The organism is Microbacterium sp. BG28, assembly GCF_034044005.1.
GTDB lineage: Bacteria > Actinomycetota > Actinomycetes > Actinomycetales > Microbacteriaceae > Microbacterium.
The window spans coordinates 370,223-386,959 of sequence record NZ_JAXCHA010000001.1 but is presented as its reverse complement, the minus strand read 5'-3'; the positions used below and the strand labels follow the sequence as shown (position 1 = coordinate 386,959).

16 protein-coding genes are annotated in these 16,737 nt (G+C 69.4%); 11 read left to right on the top strand and 5 right to left on the bottom strand.

Annotation, left to right across the window (positions count from 1 at the left end):
• Positions 1–2 precede the first annotated feature (2 nt).
• The 4 genes from SK224_RS01945 to SK224_RS01930 all read right to left on the bottom strand — a co-directional run bounded on the left by SK224_RS01945 (position 3) and on the right by SK224_RS01930 (position 2,706).
• Positions 3–602 (bottom strand): hypothetical protein, encoded by a 600-nt coding sequence (locus tag SK224_RS01945; RefSeq protein WP_137417962.1) that lies wholly within the window; start codon positions 600–602, stop codon positions 3–5.
• Positions 603–719: 117 nt separating this feature from the next.
• Positions 720–944 (bottom strand): hypothetical protein, encoded by a 225-nt coding sequence (locus SK224_RS01940; protein ID WP_307322803.1) that lies wholly within the window; start codon positions 942–944, stop codon positions 720–722.
• 25 nt (positions 945–969) lie between these two features.
• Positions 970–1,926 (bottom strand): DNA-3-methyladenine glycosylase 2 family protein, encoded by a 957-nt coding sequence (locus tag SK224_RS01935; RefSeq protein WP_320433784.1) that lies wholly within the window; start codon positions 1,924–1,926, stop codon positions 970–972.
• A gap of 60 nt (positions 1,927–1,986) precedes the next feature.
• The gene (locus SK224_RS01930; RefSeq protein ID WP_320433147.1) at positions 1,987–2,706 is read right to left on the bottom strand and encodes a winged helix-turn-helix domain-containing protein; all 720 of its coding nucleotides are present in this window, start codon (positions 2,704–2,706) and stop codon (positions 1,987–1,989) included.
• 422 nt (positions 2,707–3,128) lie between these two features.
• Here SK224_RS01930 and SK224_RS01925 point away from each other — a divergent pair, with 422 nt between their 5' ends.
• The 9 genes from SK224_RS01925 to SK224_RS01885 all read left to right on the top strand — a co-directional run bounded on the left by SK224_RS01925 (position 3,129) and on the right by SK224_RS01885 (position 12,023).
• Positions 3,129–4,142, top strand: coding sequence for a LacI family DNA-binding transcriptional regulator (locus SK224_RS01925; RefSeq protein ID WP_320433146.1), 1,014 nt, complete (start codon positions 3,129–3,131; stop codon positions 4,140–4,142).
• Positions 4,143–4,253: 111 nt separating this feature from the next.
• Positions 4,254–5,567: an ABC transporter substrate-binding protein gene (locus tag SK224_RS01920; RefSeq protein ID WP_320433145.1), complete on the top strand. Its 1,314-nt coding sequence runs from the start codon at positions 4,254–4,256 to the stop codon at positions 5,565–5,567.
• A gap of 68 nt (positions 5,568–5,635) precedes the next feature.
• Complete coding sequence (locus tag SK224_RS01915; RefSeq protein ID WP_320433144.1) at positions 5,636–6,616, top strand: sugar ABC transporter permease; 981 nt, start codon at positions 5,636–5,638, stop codon at positions 6,614–6,616.
• On the top strand, positions 6,616–7,524 hold the full coding sequence (locus SK224_RS01910) for a carbohydrate ABC transporter permease (protein ID WP_413816750.1): 909 nt from the start codon (positions 6,616–6,618) through the stop codon (positions 7,522–7,524). Before SK224_RS01915 ends, SK224_RS01910 begins: the two co-directional genes overlap by 1 nt.
• Positions 7,524–9,749 (top strand): alpha-xylosidase, encoded by a 2,226-nt coding sequence (gene yicI, locus SK224_RS01905; RefSeq protein ID WP_320433143.1) that lies wholly within the window; start codon positions 7,524–7,526, stop codon positions 9,747–9,749. Before SK224_RS01910 ends, yicI begins: the two co-directional genes overlap by 1 nt.
• The gene (locus tag SK224_RS01900) at positions 9,746–11,191 is read left to right on the top strand and encodes a GH1 family beta-glucosidase (RefSeq protein ID WP_320433142.1); all 1,446 of its coding nucleotides are present in this window, start codon (positions 9,746–9,748) and stop codon (positions 11,189–11,191) included. Before yicI ends, SK224_RS01900 begins: the two co-directional genes overlap by 4 nt.
• Before the next feature lie 40 nt (positions 11,192–11,231).
• Positions 11,232–11,525: a GNAT family N-acetyltransferase gene (locus SK224_RS01895; protein WP_320433141.1), complete on the top strand. Its 294-nt coding sequence runs from the start codon at positions 11,232–11,234 to the stop codon at positions 11,523–11,525.
• Positions 11,526–11,616: 91 nt separating this feature from the next.
• A complete protein-coding gene (locus SK224_RS01890; RefSeq protein ID WP_320433140.1) occupies positions 11,617–11,799 on the top strand; it encodes a hypothetical protein in 183 nt (60 codons plus the stop codon).
• On the top strand, positions 11,796–12,023 hold the full coding sequence (locus SK224_RS01885) for a hypothetical protein (protein WP_320433139.1): 228 nt from the start codon (positions 11,796–11,798) through the stop codon (positions 12,021–12,023). The genes SK224_RS01890 and SK224_RS01885 overlap by 4 nt, the downstream gene beginning before the upstream one ends.
• Positions 12,024–12,026: 3 nt before the next feature.
• Here the strand turns inward: SK224_RS01885 and SK224_RS01880 are convergent, their stop codons facing one another.
• A complete protein-coding gene (locus SK224_RS01880) occupies positions 12,027–12,515 on the bottom strand; it encodes an 8-oxo-dGTP diphosphatase (protein WP_320433138.1) in 489 nt (162 codons plus the stop codon).
• Between the two features lie 82 nt (positions 12,516–12,597).
• Here SK224_RS01880 and SK224_RS01875 point away from each other — a divergent pair, with 82 nt between their 5' ends.
• A complete protein-coding gene (locus tag SK224_RS01875; protein ID WP_320433137.1) occupies positions 12,598–13,758 on the top strand; it encodes an exonuclease SbcCD subunit D in 1,161 nt (386 codons plus the stop codon).
• Positions 13,755–16,715, top strand: coding sequence for an SMC family ATPase (locus SK224_RS01870; RefSeq protein WP_320433136.1), 2,961 nt, complete (start codon positions 13,755–13,757; stop codon positions 16,713–16,715). The genes SK224_RS01875 and SK224_RS01870 overlap by 4 nt, the downstream gene beginning before the upstream one ends.
• Positions 16,716–16,737 lie beyond the last annotated feature (22 nt).

Here is a 16,737-nt window from a genome sequence, read left to right as displayed (position 1 = left end):
CATCACCACGGCGCGGTGCCGGTAGCTGCATTCAAGTATGCGCGCGTAACACTGTCTATCCCATACGCGAATTTGGTGAAGCGTCGCCGCATGACGCGGAAGGTATTGAGCGTAAGTGGATGTGCTGAGTGAGCAGCAGCGACTTTGGCGACGTCGTTGTGGGCGATGCCATTGCGAGCGTTGTTCAGCCACTCAAGTCGTCGGTTCCAATCCGCGGCGCCATCCGTGGGAGACGGATAGGTGGTATTGAGGTCGGGCCACAGCTGCATAGACAGTCTTGTCCAGTCGCTACCGAGGTTGCCGGGCCCCGCGTTCCCCGTGCCCAACTTGCGGCCATCCTCAAGCGCATGCCTGAAGGTGTCCCGAAGAGTCTGGTTGGGAACAAGCTGTGGCGTGAGCATCGCTGCGATGGACTCATCGTGGAGGTCTCGGCAGTACCCTTGGACTTCCGCCGCGAGGCGCAAGAAAAGCGCGTGATTAAGCTCCGTGACGTCACGGGGCCGGCCCCTCAGGCCGCCGGTCACCGCGGTGTGTACTCTCTCCATCCGGTCCATGGCCGCGGCGCGTTCAGTCGTCCACCGCTGGAGAGACTGAGAAACCATGATGAGAACCTACTCCTCCGGTCGTCCCGCTTACGTCGCGTCAGCACCGAGGCTTCGTGATCGTCAATGACGCCATAGATCTACGACGATCGTTGTCCCGCTAAGCAGTCAGCGCGCTCAGAGCTGGGCGCCGTCGTCGTCTCTGTCGTAGATGCCGACGTTGCGACCCCGCCACGACTCGTAGGCGATGAGCCATCCGATGGACACGATCAGAGCGAGGAGCAGGCCGATCCAGACCGAGCCCAGGGCGATGCCGACCACGACACCCGCCGCGAACAGCGCCAGCGTGCCGAGGATCCACATGGTGCGACCGCGCGGCCAGCCCGTTCTCGAGTTCGTCATGCGCCCAGCGTAGGGCGTGCGCGACTCAGCGCGTTCGGTGATCCTCGGGAGCGAGGCGCGCGCCGCGACGCTGCTCGTGCACGCCGCTGGCCGCCAGCAGCCGGATCACCCGCTGACGCTGCCCCGCCCACGGGGCGAGCAGCTCCAGCATGACATCGTCGTCGACACGGTGGCCCGTAAGCGCGTGCCCCACCTCGTGCGCGAGGTGGTAGTCGCCGACGCTCACCGCGTCCGCATCGCCCCAGGCGCGAATGCGGGTCTCGGCCGAGGTCCACGGACCGATGCCGGGAAGGCTCGTCAGGATGCGATCTCGACGGACGTTGTCCGAGGCCTCCGCCAGTGCACGCACGAGGCTGTCGCCGTGTGCAGCAGCCTTGACCACGGCGCGCGACTGCGGCGGCTCGAGTCCTGCGCGGTGCCACGCCCAGGAGGGGATGCGTCGCCATTGGTCGACGGTGGGGGGCACGAACATCGGGCGCGGGGTGGGGCCGGGCGCGCGCTCGCCGAACCAGGTGACGATCCGGCGCCAGGCTCCGAACGCCTGCAGGCCCGTGACCTTCTGCTCGAAGATCGCGCTCGCGAGGGCGTCGAAGACGAGATCGGTTCGGCTCAGGCGCAGCCCGGGATGGCGATGGTGCGCCGACGCGATGAGCGGATGCCGGGATGCGTCGAAGTCGCCGCGGTCGTCCTCCGCGCCGCACAGAGCGGGTGCCTGGTCGAGCGCCCAGCCGGCGCCGGGGCCCCAGGCCGCCAGGCGGATCCCGATGCCGCTCGCGCGGAGGGCGAGGGTGGCGATGCCCTCGGGAGTTCGGCTCGCGCGCCAGATGACGTGGCCGTCCACGACGAGGGTGGGGTCGTGCGCCCCGCGCCGTTGGAACACGACGGTGCGCTGCAGATCCAGCTCGCCGCGAGGTCGGTAGACGCTCTCGCGAAATTGCGCGTGCTCGGGTGCGGCGGAACGAGGCGGGCGGCGCCCGATCATCGACGTGCCCGCATCCATGTGCACACCCTACGTCGGCCCGCCGACAGCGGACCGACCGGCTCAGAACCGGTCGGGGGAAGGCGTGCCGTGGCCGTATCGGATGGCGACGTCGGCGTGCCGGTCGAAGCGGTAGCCGACTCCGCGCACCGTGCGCACGATGTCCTCGAAGCGCCCGAGCTTGGCCCGCAGGCGACGCACGTGCACGTCGATCGTGCGCTCGCCCGGAGCGTCCGCGTCGCCCTGCTGCCAGAGGGAGCCGACCAGCTCGGCGCGCTCGATCGTGCGGCCCTCACGCAGTACGAGGTACTGCAGCAGCTCGAACTCCTTGAAGGTGAAGGCGGCGGACTCGCCGTCGATCAGGACGCGCTTGCGCGAGATGTCGACGACGACGCCGGCCTCGGCGCGCTCCTCGACGTCGATCTCGGGCTTCGTGCGTGCGACGGCGGAGGGCTCGTGCAACGCCAGGCGCACGACGTCGACGTCGCGGCCACCGGCGCCGATGGGGGCGAGAGCGACGGTCGCATAGGTCTCTGCGGCGGGAGCGAGATCGTGCAGCGTGCGGCGGAGCGCTTCGACGATCGTGCCGAGGGAGACGCCGGAGGCGGCGGCCTTTGCCTCGTCGAAGCCGACGTAGAGCGCGAAGCCGCGCGGCGCGGTGCCCGCGGGAAGACTCCGCTCGGCGGCGGCAGACGCCGGAGCGGTCGCTGCGGGAGCGTCGGTGACCAGACGCAGGGCGGGGCGGGCGATGGAGCGGTCGTCGAGAGCAACGGGAGTGGACATGTGCGGATTCCTTGCCGGAAGGGGAACCGGGACTCGTGCCCGATTCGCGTGTTGTCAGTCGCGGCCCAGGGTCAGGGCCGGGTGCGCAGCATCACGGAGCGGATGCAGAGGACGCGCGGCGTTTCAGATACGCGGCGACGTCGGACGGGGTGACCGAGTCAGCGGCACATTCGACAACACATGACAATGCGGCCGGCCATCATGGAGCCGGCAGTCCCGTTCGCCTCCCAGGCGGACAGAGAACGTGCATTGTCAGTCATGTGGCCGATTATGACGTGTCGGGCGTGTCTGCGTCAAACGGGCCGTGGCCGCGATTTTGTTGTTTTCTCCGCGAAACATGTTGCGCTGGCATCCGATCGTGTTCTACAGTCCTGGACGAAGCAGCGTCGAAGCGCTTCGACCAACCCGGCGAAGAGGATGAGATGGTCACGATCAACGAGGTGGCGCAGGCCGCCGGTGTGTCGATCTCGACCGTCTCCTACGCGCTCAGCGGCAAACGACCCGTTGCCGTGGACACCCGCCGTCGCATCGAGAAGGCCGTCGCCGAGCTCGGCTACAGCCCGAACGCCGGCGCGCGCATGCTTGCGGGGCGCAGGACGCAGATCTTCGCGCTCACCGAACCGCTGCGCATCGACACCCACGCCCCGACGCACATGGCGTTCGTGCTGGCCACGGCTGTCGCGGCACGGCGCAACGACTACGACATCCTGCTCCTGACCGACGAGGACGCGCAGGCCGGGATGCGGCGGGTGGCCGCCAGCGGCTTGGTCGATGCGATCCTGGTGCTCGACGTCGCGCCCGACGACGCCCGCGTGGCGCTGTCTCGCGAGATCGCCCTTCCCAGCATCTTCATCGGGGTGCCGAACGATCGGGAATCGCTTGTGTGCGTGGACCTCGACTTCGAACGCGCCGCCGCTCTCGCGGCCGATCGGCTGATCGATGCGGGCCATCGCTCGATCGGCATGCTCGGCCACCCCGAGATCTCCTACGAACGCTCGAACTTCCCGCCGCGCGTGCGCGCAGGCTTCGAGCGAGCGGCCGAACGCCGCGGGGTCACGACCGCCTTCCGCTACGCCGGGCAGTCGCGTCCGACGACCGCGACGATCCGCGACGCGGTGCGGGGCCTGCTGGCCGAGGGTGTGAGTGCGATCGTGCTGCACTGCGCGGAGGACGTCCACCAGGGCGTGCTCGACGCGCTCGCGGATGCGGGACTGAGCGTTCCCGGGGACATCTCGATCGTCTCCGTGGGCTCCTCGTTCGACACCGCCGCCCTCAGCACGCCGCTCGATTCCATCCCTCTCGTTCCCGCCGAAAGCTGCGAGCTCGCCGTCGAGCTCGCCGTCGCCGCCCTGTCCGGATCCGCTCCGGAACCGGGCGTGCACCTCATTGCCCCTCACTACCTCGACGTCGGATCCGTCGCCGCCCCGTCGAGATGACCCACCTCTCTCCGTCCCTTCTCCTGTGCGTTATCGAAGCGCTTCGATAGGTCGCTTCGCCCGTCCCGCAACACCTGACCACCGACGGTCACCATGAAAGGAGTGCCGAAGATGGCACGCATCACATCACGCACCACACACCGCTCCCTCATCCTGCTCGGCGGCGTCGCCGTGGCTGCCCTCGCCCTCAGCGCCTGCTCGGGCGGCGGCGGCAGCCCGGAGGACTCCAACACCCTCACGCTCTGGCACTACGAGGGTGAAGACAGTGCCATGGGCAAGGCCTGGGACGAGGCGATCAAGGTCTTCGAAGACGAGACCGGCGCCAAGGTCGACTTCGAGGCCAAGGGCTTCGAGCAGATCCGCTCCACCGCCAGCCAGGTGCTGAACTCGGACGAGGCGCCGGACATCATGGAGTACAACAAGGGCAACGCGACCGCCGGTCTCCTTGCCAGCCAGGGTCTGCTCACCGATATCACGTCGGCGGTCGAGGAGAACGGCTGGGCCGACAAGCTCGCCCCGTCGCTGCAGACCACGGCCCGTTACAGCGAGGACGGCGTCATGGGCGGCGACGCCTGGTACGGCATCCCGAACTACGGCGAGTTCGTCACGGTCTACTACAACAAGAAGGCCTTCGCGGATGCGGGCCTCGAAGTGCCGACGACCTACGACGAGTTCGTGAAGGTGCTCGATGCGTTCGTCGCCAAGGGCATCACACCGCTCGCCGAGGCGGGCGCGGAGTACCCGCTCGGGCAGCTCTGGTACCAGCTGGCGCTGAGCAAGGCCGACCGCTCGTGGGTCGACGACTACCAGCTCTACAAGAACCCGGTTGACTGGAACGACGAGCCCATCACCTACGCGACCGACACCCTCAAGGAGTACGTCGACGCCGGCTACATCTCGCCGGACGTGGCGGGCATGAAGGCGGAGGATGCGGGCACCGCATTCATCGCCGGCAACTACCCGATCTTCGTGTCGGGCAGCTGGTGGTACGGCCGCTTCACCGAGGAGATCAGCGGGTACGACTGGGGCATCTTCAACTTCCCCGGCAGCAAGCTGAGCCTCGGCTCCTCGGGCAACCTGTGGGTCGTTCCGGAGAACGCGAAGAACAAGGATCTGGCCTACAAGTTCATCGACATCACGCTGCGGCCCGAGATCCAGGCGATCATCGGCAACAACGGCGGCGTTCCGGTGGCGGCGAACGAGTCCGACATCACGGATGAGAAGAGCAAGGAGCTCATCACCGCGTTCAACTCGATCCTCGACTCCGACGGCCTCTCGTTCTACCCGGACTGGCCCACGCCGACGTTCTACGACACGCTCGTCGCCCAGCTGCAGAACCTCGCCAACGGCAGCTCGACGCCCGAGCAGGTGCAGACCGGACTCGGTGACGAGTACGAGTCGTACGTCTCGAGCCTGCGCGGCTGACCTCCGGTGGCGGGGGGGCGCCCGCCCCTCCGCCACCCCCATCCCTTCGACCAAGTGAGGAGACGGTCATGTCCGCCGTCCCGTTCGTGCGGCCGCCCAGAACGCGGCGCGCCAAGCCCCTGCCCGAGGAGCCGCTGATCCCGCAGCGCGGGCGCGGATCCGCCGGCTACTGGCTCTACCTGATCCCCGGCCTGATCCTGCTGAGCGTCGTGATCCTGATCCCGCTCGTCTGGAACATTTACCTCTCCTTCACGAGCTGGCGCGGCATCAAGCCGCCGGAGTGGATCGGAGTCGAGAACTGGGTGCGCCTGTTCGGCGACACCAAGTTCTGGACGTCGTTCGGCAACAGCATCTGGATGATCGTCGCCATGGTGATCCTGCCCACGGTGCTGGGCCTCATCATCGCCGCACTCCTGTTCGACGTCGTCGGCCGCAAGTACGGCGGGCGTCTCGCCAGCTTCCTGCGCGCGACCTACTACCTTCCGCAGATCCTCCCTGCGGCCATCGCCGGTATCGTCATCGGCTGGGTGCTGCGTCCCGACGACGGCGCCCTCAACACGATCCTCGAGAGCATCGGTCTCGGATCGCTCGCACACAACTGGCTCGGCAGTCCCGACACGGCCCTCGGCGCGATCATGGTCGTGCTCGTCTGGGTGCAGCTCGGTTATCCGATCGTCGTCTTCATGGCGGCCCTGCAGCGTGTCGATCCCGAGCTCTACGAAGCCGCCGAGCTCGACGGCGCGAACTGGTTCCAGCGCTTCCGCTCGATCACCATGAGCATCATCCGCCCGGAGATCTTCGTCGTCACCCTCACCTGCACGATCGCGGCCCTCAAAGTCTTCGGCCCGGTCTACGTGCTGACCCGTGGAGGCCCCGGGACGTCGACGATCGTGCCCGCGTACTACGCCTACAGCGAGTTCTTCCAGGCGCAGCAGGTCGGGTACGGCGCGACCATCGCCACCGCACTCACCATCGTCATCGCGATCGTCGCCGTGCTCTTCATCCGCGCGCAGAACGCGGCGGAGCGCAAGGAAAGGGAGGGTCGCTGATGGCCGTCACCATGGCTGTGACCACCACGAAGGACGAAGGGCGTCGCGCCCCGCGCACGCCGCGTCGCGGTCGCGGGGGCATGACCCGCCCGCGCGGCATCGACTGGCTGATGCTCGCCTTCGTCATCGTCGGGGCGATCGTCGTGATCGCGCCGTTCTATCTGATCCTCGTGAACTCCTTCAAGTCGCCCGCCGACTATTCGAACGGGGGACCCCTCGCACTGCCCAGCCAGATCGACTTCACGGGTCTCGCCGCGTTCTGGGAGCGCGTCAACTTCCCCGAGAAGGTGTGGAACTCGTTCTTCATCTCGGGGATGGTGGCGCTGCTGGCCGTGCTCATCTCGGTGCTGAACGCGTTCGCGATCGGCATCGGACGGGTGCGCGGGCGCAGCTGGATCGTGCTGCTGTTCCTGCTCGCGAACCTCCTGCCCCAGGAGGCGCTGCTGTACCCGCTCTACTACCTCTCCAAGGCGGTCGGGCTCTACAACAACGTGTGGTCGGTGATCATCATCTTCACGGTGATCCAGGCGGCCTTCGGCACGTATCTGCTCGCCTCGGTCTACGGCACCTTCCCCAAGGAGGTCCTGGAGGCCGCGGCGATGGACGGCGCCAGCCGCTGGCAGATCCTGTGGCGCGTCGTCTTCCCGATCAGTCGTCCGACGCTCTCGGTGCTCGTCATCTTCTTCTTCATCTGGACGTGGAACGAGTTCCTCATCCCGCTGACGTTCCTGGTGTCCAACGCCAACCAGACCGTGCCGGTCGCGATCAGCGTCCTGCAGGGCGATCGGCTCATGGACGTCACGACGACCAGCGCCTCCGCCCTGCTGGGGCTCATCCCCACCCTTCTCTTCTTCCTCATCTTCCAGCGCACCCTCACGCGCGGCATCACCGCAGGAGCAGTCAAGTAATGAAGTTCACCGATGGTTTCTGGCAGCTGCGTCCCGGCGTCACGGCCCTGTACGCACAGGAGGCGTACGACATCTGGGAGACCGACACGCTCGATGGCCCCGGCCTGGTGATCACGGCGCCGACGAAGGTCATCGAGCGCCGGGGAGACACCTTGAACCGTGCGACGCTGACGGTCACGCTCTCCTCGCCCGCCGAAGGGGTGGTGCGCGTGCGCATCGTCCACCACGACGGCGGCACCCCGCCGCTCTCCTTCGGCATCGCGGCCGCGTCCGGCGTCGCAGAGGTCGAGGCGGATGCGGCAGGTGCGCGCCTGCGCACCGGATCCCTCACCGCGCGCATCGCCGCGGGGGCACCATGGTCGCTGGAGTTCTTCTCCGGCGACAAGCGCCTCACCGGCAGCGGGCACAAGGCACAGGGGTACATCACCCTCGCCGGCGACGCCCAGGTCGATCCGGGGATCGTCGACAACGCCAGGGCAGGCGGCAGCAGCGTCCGCGCGCACACGTTCGTCCACGAGCAGCTCGACCTCGGCGTTGGCGAGTTCATCTACGGTCTCGGCGAGCGCTTCGGACCCGTCATCAAGAACGGGCAGAGCGTCGAGATCTGGAACGCCGACGGCGGCACCTCCAGTGAGCAGGCCTACAAGAATGTCCCGTTCTACGTGTCCAGCCGCGGCTACGGCGTGCTCGTGAACGACCCCGGACACGTCTCCTACGAGATCGGGTCCGAGACGGTCGAACGGGTGCAGTTCTCCGTGCCCGGCGAGGTGCTCGAGTACTTCGTGATCGACGGCCCGACCCCCAAGGACGTGCTGACGCGCTACACCGCGCTCACCGGGCGTCCGCCGATCGTGCCCGCCTGGTCGTATGGGCTGTGGCTCTCCACGAGCTTCACGACGGACTACGACGAGGCGACGGTCACATCGTTCATCGACGAGATGGCCGCGCGCGAGCTGCCTGTGTCGGTCTTCCACTTCGACTGCTTCTGGATGCGCGAGTTCAACTGGTCCGACTTCGAGTGGGACCCGAGGGTGTTTCCGGATCCCGACGGGATGCTGCGGCGACTTCACGAGCGCGACCTCCGCGTGTGCGTGTGGATCAACCCGTACATCGCCCAGCGCTCGCCGCTGTTCGCCGAGGCGGCCGCACAGGGCTTCCTCGTGCGGCGTGCGGACGGCTCGGTCTGGCAGTGGGACCTCTGGCAGGCCGGCATGGGGCTCGTGGACTTCACGAACCCCGACGCGACCCGGTGGTACCAGGACAAGCTGCGTGCGCTCGTCGCGCAGGGCGTGGACTGCTTCAAGACCGACTTCGGCGAGCGCATCCCGCTCGATGTCGTCTACGCCGACGGCAGCGCTCCCGACCGGATGCACAACCTCTACACCCACCTGTACAACGCGGCCGTGCATGAGGTGCTCGTCGAGGCGCGCGGCGCGGACGACGCGGTGCTGTTCGCGCGGTCGGCGACCACCGGCGGGCAGTCCATGCCGGTGCACTGGGGCGGCGACAGCACGTCGACGTTCGTGTCGATGGCGGAGACGCTCCGCGGCGGTCTCTCGCTCGCGTGGAGCGGCTTCGCCCACTGGAGTCACGACATCGGCGGGTTCGAGGGCACCCCCGACCCCGAGGTGTTCAAGCGCTGGACGGCCTTCGGCCTGCTGAGCTCCCACAGTCGCTTCCACGGCTCGGAGTCCTACCGCGTGCCGTGGAACTTCGATGACGAGGCGGTCGAGGTCACGCGCATCTTCACCCAGCTGAAGATGCGGCTCATGCCGTATCTGTTCCAGCGCGGCGTGGAGGCCGCATCCGACGGCGTGCCGCTGCTGCGCCCGATGGCGATGGAGTTCCCCGACGACCCGACCTGCGCCCACCTCGATCGCCAGTACATGCTCGGCGGCGACCTGCTCGTCGCACCGGTGTTCTCGGCGGACGGCGACGTGGAGTTCTATCTGCCGGAGGGCGAGTGGACCCATCTGCTGACCGGGGAGAGCGCCGGGGGCGGGTGGCGCCGCGAGCGTCACGGCGTCGATTCCCTGCCGCTGTACGTGCGTCCGGGTGCCGTCCTGCCCTGGGGCGCCCGGAGCGACCGGCCTGACTACGATTACCTGGAGGGGCTGACGCTGCGGGTGTTCCCCGGCGGAGAAGGCATCGCCGAGGTGCTCGTGACCACGCCCGACGGACGCAGCGAGACGCTGCGCGCAGACCTTGCGGAGGTGACCCGATGAGCGCGGGCAACGCGGATTTCCGAGACAGCGGCCTGGTATTCCCTTCCGGATTCACGTTCGGGTCGGCCACGGCCTCGTATCAGGTGGAGGGGGCCGCCGCAGAAGACGGTCGCGGCCCCTCGATCTGGGACACCTTCAGCCACACACCCGGTCGGGTGTGGAACGGCGACACCGGCGATGTGGCGTGCGACCACTACCACCGCTGGGAGAGCGACCTCGACCTGATGGCCGAGCTCGGCCTGGACGCCTACCGGTTCTCGATCGCGTGGCCGCGGATCATGCCCGCCGGCACGGGCGAGGTCAACCGAGCCGGCATCGATTTCTACTCGCGGCTGGTCGACGGGCTCCTCGAGCGCGGCATCCGTCCGGTGGCGACCCTCTACCACTGGGACCTGCCGCAGCCGCTGGAGGATGCGGGCGGCTGGCCCGTGCGGGCGACCGCCGATGCCTTCGAGCGCTACGCCGAGGTCATGGGTGCAGCACTCGGCGACCGGGTGCACACCTGGACGACACTGAACGAGCCGTGGTGCTCGGCGTACCTCGGCTACGGCCAGGGCGGTCACGCCCCCGGCCGTCACGAGCCCGCCGCGGCGCTCGCTGCCGTGCACCACCTGAACCTCGCCCACGGCCGCGCCGTCCAGGCGCTGCGCGCGACCTCGACGGGTGATCCGCAGTACTCCGTCACCCTCAACTTCCATGTCCTGCGCGGCGTGGGCGAGCGGTCGGGGGAGGCGGTGCGCCGCATCGACGCGCTCGCGAACCGTGCCTTCACGCATCCCATGCTGAAGGGCGAATACCCCGCCGATCTGCTGGAGGACACCGCATCCGTCACGGACTGGTCGTTCGTGCAGGACGGCGACCTGGAGCGGATCAACCAGCCGATCGACGTGCTCGGCGTCAACTACTACTCGACGGCGACCGTGCGCCTGTGGGACGGCTCTTCGCCGCGCCAGCAGAACGACGGGCACAAGGCGAGCGCGGGCGGGACGGCCTGGCCGGGCAGCGACCAGCTCGTCGAGTTCGTCGAGCAGCCGGGGCCGTACACGGAGATGGGCTGGAACATCGCGCCGGAAGGACTGGAGGAGCTGCTGCTCGCGCTTCGCGACGAGTTCCCGGCGCAGCCGCTCATGATCACGGAGAACGGGGCCGCCTTCGCGGACGACGTGGCACCGGATGGCGCGGTCCACGACGCCGAGCGCGTCGACTACCTGCAGCGCCACCTCACCGCCGCGCATCGGGCGTTCGAGCAGGGCGTGGACCTGCGCGGATACTTCGTGTGGTCGCTGCTGGACAACTTCGAGTGGGGCTACGGCTACGCCAAGCGGTTCGGTGTGGTGCGGGTCGACTTCGACACCCTCGAGCGCACCGTCAAGGACTCGGGGCTCTGGTACCGGCGTCTCGCGCGCACGCGCGCGATCCCGCCCGCCGACGAGCTCGGTTGAGACGGCCTCGGTCGCCCCGCCGACGGCGTAGCCTGGCGGGGTGACCGAGTTCCGCTTCGAAGACCAGACGGATGCCTCCCGCTACGCGCTGTATCTGGGCGACGACCTCGTGAGCGTCCTGGACTACCGCGACGACGGGCGCAGTGTCTCGATGACGCGGGCCTTCACCGTTCCCAGCTTCCGCGGACACGGCTACGCGGGCGAGATCGTCGAGCGTGCCGTGAGCCTGCTCGAGCAGTCGGGCGACCGTCAGATCGTGCCGATGTGCTGGTACGTCGCCGACTGGTTCGCCGCTCATCCCGAGCGCGCGGGCATCCTTCAGCAGCGCGTCTGAGCGCTCTACCGTCGCCGTCCACAGGCGTCAATCCCCTGAGGTCCCCCTCGTGCGTTCCGGGATGCTGGGACCCGACGAAAGGGAGTGCGCCATGGACGATCGCGATCTGCCCGAGGGCGTGATCAACGCCGACCCGCCCGGCGGCTGGGAGGGCACCGCCGACGAGGAGGCCGCCGAGCAGAACGAGCGCGCCGAGGCGTCGCCGGAACTGGTGGAGTCCGACGAGCCGTCGCAGGGCGCCGATCCCGACCTGGCGACGGGAGACGCCGAATGAGCACCGAATCGTTCCCCGAAGGCACGCAGGATGAGCCCGTCATGGACCAGCACATCGCCACGCGCCAGGACAAGGTCGACGGGATCATCGCGCAGACGCGCGTCGACGTGAGGGGGCTACCGATCGAGCGCGTCATCGAGGTGCTGCGTCAGCGCTTCGACGACGCCGCCATCGACACCGACGACGACGAACTCGCGAGCCTCGCGGAGCGGGTCAACGCCTGATCCTCACGCGGCGGGTGTGCCCGGCGACTCGGCGACGACCGTCGCGAGGTCGTCGCCGAACGTATAGCTCCCGTGCGCCGTGCCGCCGCGAAGAACGGCAGGCAGCCACCGGCGAGCGTCGTCCCACATCCGCTCGTAGGGCACCTCGTCGAGGCCGAACCAGGCCGGCACGATCTCTTCCGTCTCGACGGGCTCCGCCACCGGTGCGCGGTAGACGAAGACGTGCGAGCGCTGCGACCAGCTGTCGCGTGAGGGGAAGCGGTAGACGAGTCGGCCCACCGGCTCCAGGAGCGCGGGGTCGATCTCGAGCCCTGTCTCCTCCCGAACCTCCCGCACGGCCGCGTCGACGACGCTCTCGCCCGGTTCGGTGTTGCCGCCGATGCCCACGACACGACCCAGTCCCATGCCCGTGCGCTTGTAGCCGAGCAGCACCTGCGCATCCTGCGCATGACCGCGCAGGATGTAGACGACGCAGACGTCGCGGATGGCCATGTCCGCCACCTTACGGCGGCAATGTTTCGGAACTGTGGCGAGCATCCGACGCCGTGTCCGAGGGCGACCGTACCGTGAACACATGCGGATCCTGCACACCTCCGACTGGCACATCGGGCGTACCTTCCACGGCTACACCACGATCGATGCCTTGCGCGGCGTGCTGGCCGAGATGGTGTCGATCGTGAGTGATGAGTCGGGCGACCTCGTCATCGTGGCCGGCGATGTCTTCGACTCGGCAGCCCCTGCGCCCGAGTGCTACACGGTGCTGACAGACGCTCTCGTCGGGCTGCGCGAGGCGGGGGCACAGGTGATCGTCACCAGCGGCAACCACGACTCGGCCGCACGCCTCGGGTTCCAGGCCCGGCTGCTGCGCGACGGCATCCACGTTCTCACCGATCCCACCCGCCTCGCTGCGCCCATCACGGTGCACGACGAGCACGGCCCGGTGCACGTCTACGGCATCCCCTACCTCGCCCCCGCGCAGGTACGTCATCTGTGGCCGGAGGCCGAGCTGCGCACCCAGGCGCAGACCCTTCAGCACGCGATGGATCTGGTGCGCGCCGACCGCGGTGAGCGCGGGGGCCGCTCCGTCGTCGTCTCGCACTGCTTCGCGGCGGGGATCGAGGCGACGCCGGGGCTCGAACGCGAGATCCGGCAGGGCTCCCTCGATGTCGTGCCGCTGTCGGTGTTCGACGGGCCCGACTACGTCGCGCTCGGCCACATCCACGGGCGTCAGCAGCTCAGCGACCGGGTGCGCTACGCGGGTGCGCCGCTGCACTACGGCTTCGGCGAGAAGGGGCGCCGCCGGGGCGTCTGGATCGTCGACCTCGACGAGGCGGGGCTCGCGTCGGTCGCCTGGCGCGATGTGAGCGTCCCGCGCCGCCTCGAGGTGCTGCGCGCGCCTCTGGACGACCTCCTCACCGATCCGCGTTTCGCCGACGCCGAGTCGGCATGGGTGAGCGCGGAGTACACCGACGCGCTGCCGCAGCGCGACGTCATGCGCCGCCTGCAGCAGCGGTTCCCGTTCTGCGCGAGCGTGGCGCACGTCCCCGACCGCGCCGATGCCGGGCAGGCCGCCAGCTACATCCAGCGCGTTCGGCAGGCACGCAGCGACCGGGAGCTCATCGACGCGTTCCTCGGGCACGTCCGCGAGGGCGAAGCCGCGTCACCCGCCGAGGCCGAGCTGCTGCGCAGCACGCTCGCCGAGAAGCAGGACGCCCTCGTCGAGGCCGGGGCGTGAGGCTCCACCGGCTCGAACTGGCGGGTTTCGGTCCGTTCCGTGATCGGCAGATCGTCGACTTCGACGCGTTCGCCGACGACGGCATCTTCCTCATCACCGGCCGCACGGGCGCCGGGAAGTCGAGCGTTCTCGACGGTGTCGCGTTCGCGCTCTACGGCAACGTCCCGCGTTACGACGGTCCCGACAAGCGTCTGCGCAGCGACCATGCTTCGCCCGACGACCCCACCGAGGTGAGCCTCGAGTTCACGGTGGGCGATGTGCGCTGGAGGGTCGTCCGTTCGCCCGAGTATGCGCGCCCGAAGCTGCGCGGCGGCGGGATGACGACGGAGCCCGCGCGCGCCGAACTGTTCGAGCTCGTCGACGAGGCCTGGATCGGTCGCGCCTCCCGACCGCGGGATGTCGCCGAGATCCTCGATCGGGTGCTGGGACTGAATCTGCAGCAGTTCCAACAGGTCATCCTGCTCGCGCAGAACAAGTTCTCCCGTTTCCTGCTGGCACGAAACGACGAGCGCCAGGCACTGCTGCGCACCCTGTTCGGCACTCGGCGCTACGAGGACTACGCCCGCGATCTCGACGACCGGCGGCGCGAGACGCAGCAGAAGCTGAGTGAGCGGGGCGTGCACGCCGAGGCGCTGCTGACCGAAGCCGAGCTGCTGATCGACGACGAGGCCGAGCTTCCCGCATCCGATGATCTCGCCGCGCGGCGAGAGGCGGTGCGCACCGCGGCGGAGCGGGCGCGCTACCGGGTCGAGACGACCGAGATCGCGCGGGCGAAGGCCGACGAGGCGTGGACCGCGGCCGCCGCCGACCTCGCGCTGCGCGAGCGCCAGCTTCAAGCGCAACGCGCCCGCGACGAGGCGGATGCCCGGCTCGCGGCGCTCGAGTCCGAGGCGGACAGCGTCGCGCAAGCACGCCTCGAACGTGATCGCGCGGTCGCCGCCGAGGCACTGCGCGGTGCCATCGAACGCGCCGCCCGGACGGGTGTCGCCGCCCGGGCTGCCGAGACCGAGGCCGCAGCAGCCGATGAAGAGTGGCTCGCTGCCGGTGAGGACCCGGACGCGGATCTCGACGCGGCCGAGGAAGAGCTGACGGGCGAGCTCGCCCGGGTCGACGCCGCGGCCGAGAACGAGCGTCAGCTCGAGACGCTGGATGCGGAGCTCGCGCTCGCGAACGGTGCCCTCGCCGATGCCGGGGAGGCGCTGCGACGCCTGACCGCCGACACGGCCGAAGTGCCGGCTCGCCGTGAGGCTCTGCTCGCCTCCCGGGCCGAAGTCGCCGTTCAGGCGGCCCGGATCGCGGAGGGGGAGAGCGCCGTCGAGGCCGCGCGGCTGCGGCAGGAGGCGGGCCGGCGGGCCTCGGATGCGGATGCGCGACTCACCGCCGCCGAGGCCGCCTACACCGCCGCGCTCGACGCGTCGGCGGCGGCATCCGCGGCGCTCGCGCGTCTGATGCGTCGCCGCGTCGCGGAGCGCGCGGGCGAACTCGCGGCGGCACTGGTTCCCGGCGAGCCCTGTGCCGTCTGCGGTTCGACCGAGCACCCGCATCCCGCGCCGCGCGCCCACGACGCGGTGACCGACGAGACGATTGCCGAAGCCGAAGCGGCCGTCGTGCGAGCGCGCGCAGAGGAGACACGTGCGGCGGAGGAGGCCCGTGGTCTGCGCGACGAGCTCACCGACGCCCGCTCCGTCGCGGGAGGCGCCGACGCCGAAGCGCTCGACCGGGCGCTTGGCGACGCCCAGGAGGCGTTGCAGCGGGCCCGTGACGCCGAGGCGCGTCTCGATGGGATCGAACGCGACCTCGCACTGATCGACACGCAGCAGGTCGAACTCGCCGCGGCGGTCGAGAGCGCGACGGTCGACGAACGGGAAGCGGCCACGCGCGTCACCGCGCTGGCGGCGCGCCGGGAAGAGATCGCGCAGACCGTCGAGCGTGCGCGCGAGGAGTTCGAGAGCGTGGCCGACCGCCGCGCGGCGCTCATCGCACGACGAGAGCGGACACGCCGGCGGCGTAGCGCGCGGGCGGCGCTCGGCATCGCCCAGGAAGCCGCGGATGTCGCGGTGGCCGAGGTCGCCGAGGGAGCCGAGCGGGCAGGATTCGCCGATCCGCTGGACGCTGCCGATGCCCTGCGCTCGCGCACCGACACGGCGGCGCTCGTCGACCGGGTCCAGACGCACGAGCGCGATCTCGCGCTGGTGCGAGCGCGCCTGCTCGAACTGCAGCTCGAGCTGGCCGGCGTGCCGGAGGGGCCGGTCGAGGTCGGTCTGGCGCGGCAGAAGGCCGACGAGGCGGACCGGGCGCGCGGGCACGCGATCGCGGAACTGAGCCGGGCCCAATCGACGGCGGATCGGTTGTCCGATCTCGTCGTGCGCATCGACGACGCCTACGCGTCGGTGGCCGAACTCGCCCACGAGACGGCGGTGGTCACGCGTCTGGCCGACACCCTGCTCGGGCGCGCACCGAACACGCGGCGGATGACCCTCGAGACGTTCGTGCTCGCGGCCGAGCTGGAGGAGATCGTCATCGCGGCCAACGTGCGCCTGGCCGAGATGTCGGCGGGCCGGTACACCCTCCACCACTCCGATGCGCTGGCCGCTCGCGGCGCCGCATCCGGACTCGGGATCGCGGTCATGGATGCGTTCACCGGCCAGCTGCGCCCGCCGCAGTCGCTCTCGGGCGGCGAGACGTTCCTCGCATCGCTGTCGCTCGCGCTGGGGCTGGCTGAGGTCGTCACCGCTCGCGCCGGCGGGATGCGGCTCGACACCCTCTTCATCGACGAGGGATTCGGCTCGCTCGACGCTGAGACGCTCGAACTCGCGATGAGCGTCCTCGACGAGCTCCGGGCGGGAGGCCGGACAGTGGGAGTTATCAGCCACGTCGAGGCGATGAAGGACCAGTTGCCCGCCCAGCTGACGATCGAGGCGACGCCGCAGGGGCCGAGCTTCATCCGGCAGCGATGACGACGATCGACGAATCGTCGTG

Bases quoted from the DNA above. Each gene is read 5' to 3' on its own strand.
- SK224_RS01945 (WP_137417962.1), bottom strand. From the start codon at position 602: ATGGTTTCTCAGTCTCTCCAGCGGTGGACGACTGAACGCGCCGCGGCC.
- SK224_RS01940 (WP_307322803.1), bottom strand. From the start codon at position 944: ATGACGAACTCGAGAACGGGCTGGCCGCGCGGTCGCACCATGTGGATC.
- SK224_RS01935 (WP_320433784.1), bottom strand. From the start codon at position 1,926: ATGATCGGGCGCCGCCCGCCTCGTTCCGCCGCACCCGAGCACGCGCAA.
- SK224_RS01930 (WP_320433147.1), bottom strand. From the start codon at position 2,706: ATGTCCACTCCCGTTGCTCTCGACGACCGCTCCATCGCCCGCCCCGCC.
- SK224_RS01925 (WP_320433146.1), top strand. From the start codon at position 3,129: ATGGTCACGATCAACGAGGTGGCGCAGGCCGCCGGTGTGTCGATCTCG.
- SK224_RS01920 (WP_320433145.1), top strand. From the start codon at position 4,254: ATGGCACGCATCACATCACGCACCACACACCGCTCCCTCATCCTGCTC.
- SK224_RS01915 (WP_320433144.1), top strand. From the start codon at position 5,636: ATGTCCGCCGTCCCGTTCGTGCGGCCGCCCAGAACGCGGCGCGCCAAG.
- SK224_RS01910 (WP_413816750.1), top strand. From the start codon at position 6,616: ATGGCCGTCACCATGGCTGTGACCACCACGAAGGACGAAGGGCGTCGC.
- yicI (WP_320433143.1), top strand. From the start codon at position 7,524: ATGAAGTTCACCGATGGTTTCTGGCAGCTGCGTCCCGGCGTCACGGCC.
- SK224_RS01900 (WP_320433142.1), top strand. From the start codon at position 9,746: ATGAGCGCGGGCAACGCGGATTTCCGAGACAGCGGCCTGGTATTCCCT.
- SK224_RS01890 (WP_320433140.1), top strand. From the start codon at position 11,617: ATGGACGATCGCGATCTGCCCGAGGGCGTGATCAACGCCGACCCGCCC.
- SK224_RS01885 (WP_320433139.1), top strand. From the start codon at position 11,796: ATGAGCACCGAATCGTTCCCCGAAGGCACGCAGGATGAGCCCGTCATG.
- SK224_RS01880 (WP_320433138.1), bottom strand. From the start codon at position 12,515: ATGGCCATCCGCGACGTCTGCGTCGTCTACATCCTGCGCGGTCATGCG.
- SK224_RS01875 (WP_320433137.1), top strand. From the start codon at position 12,598: ATGCGGATCCTGCACACCTCCGACTGGCACATCGGGCGTACCTTCCAC.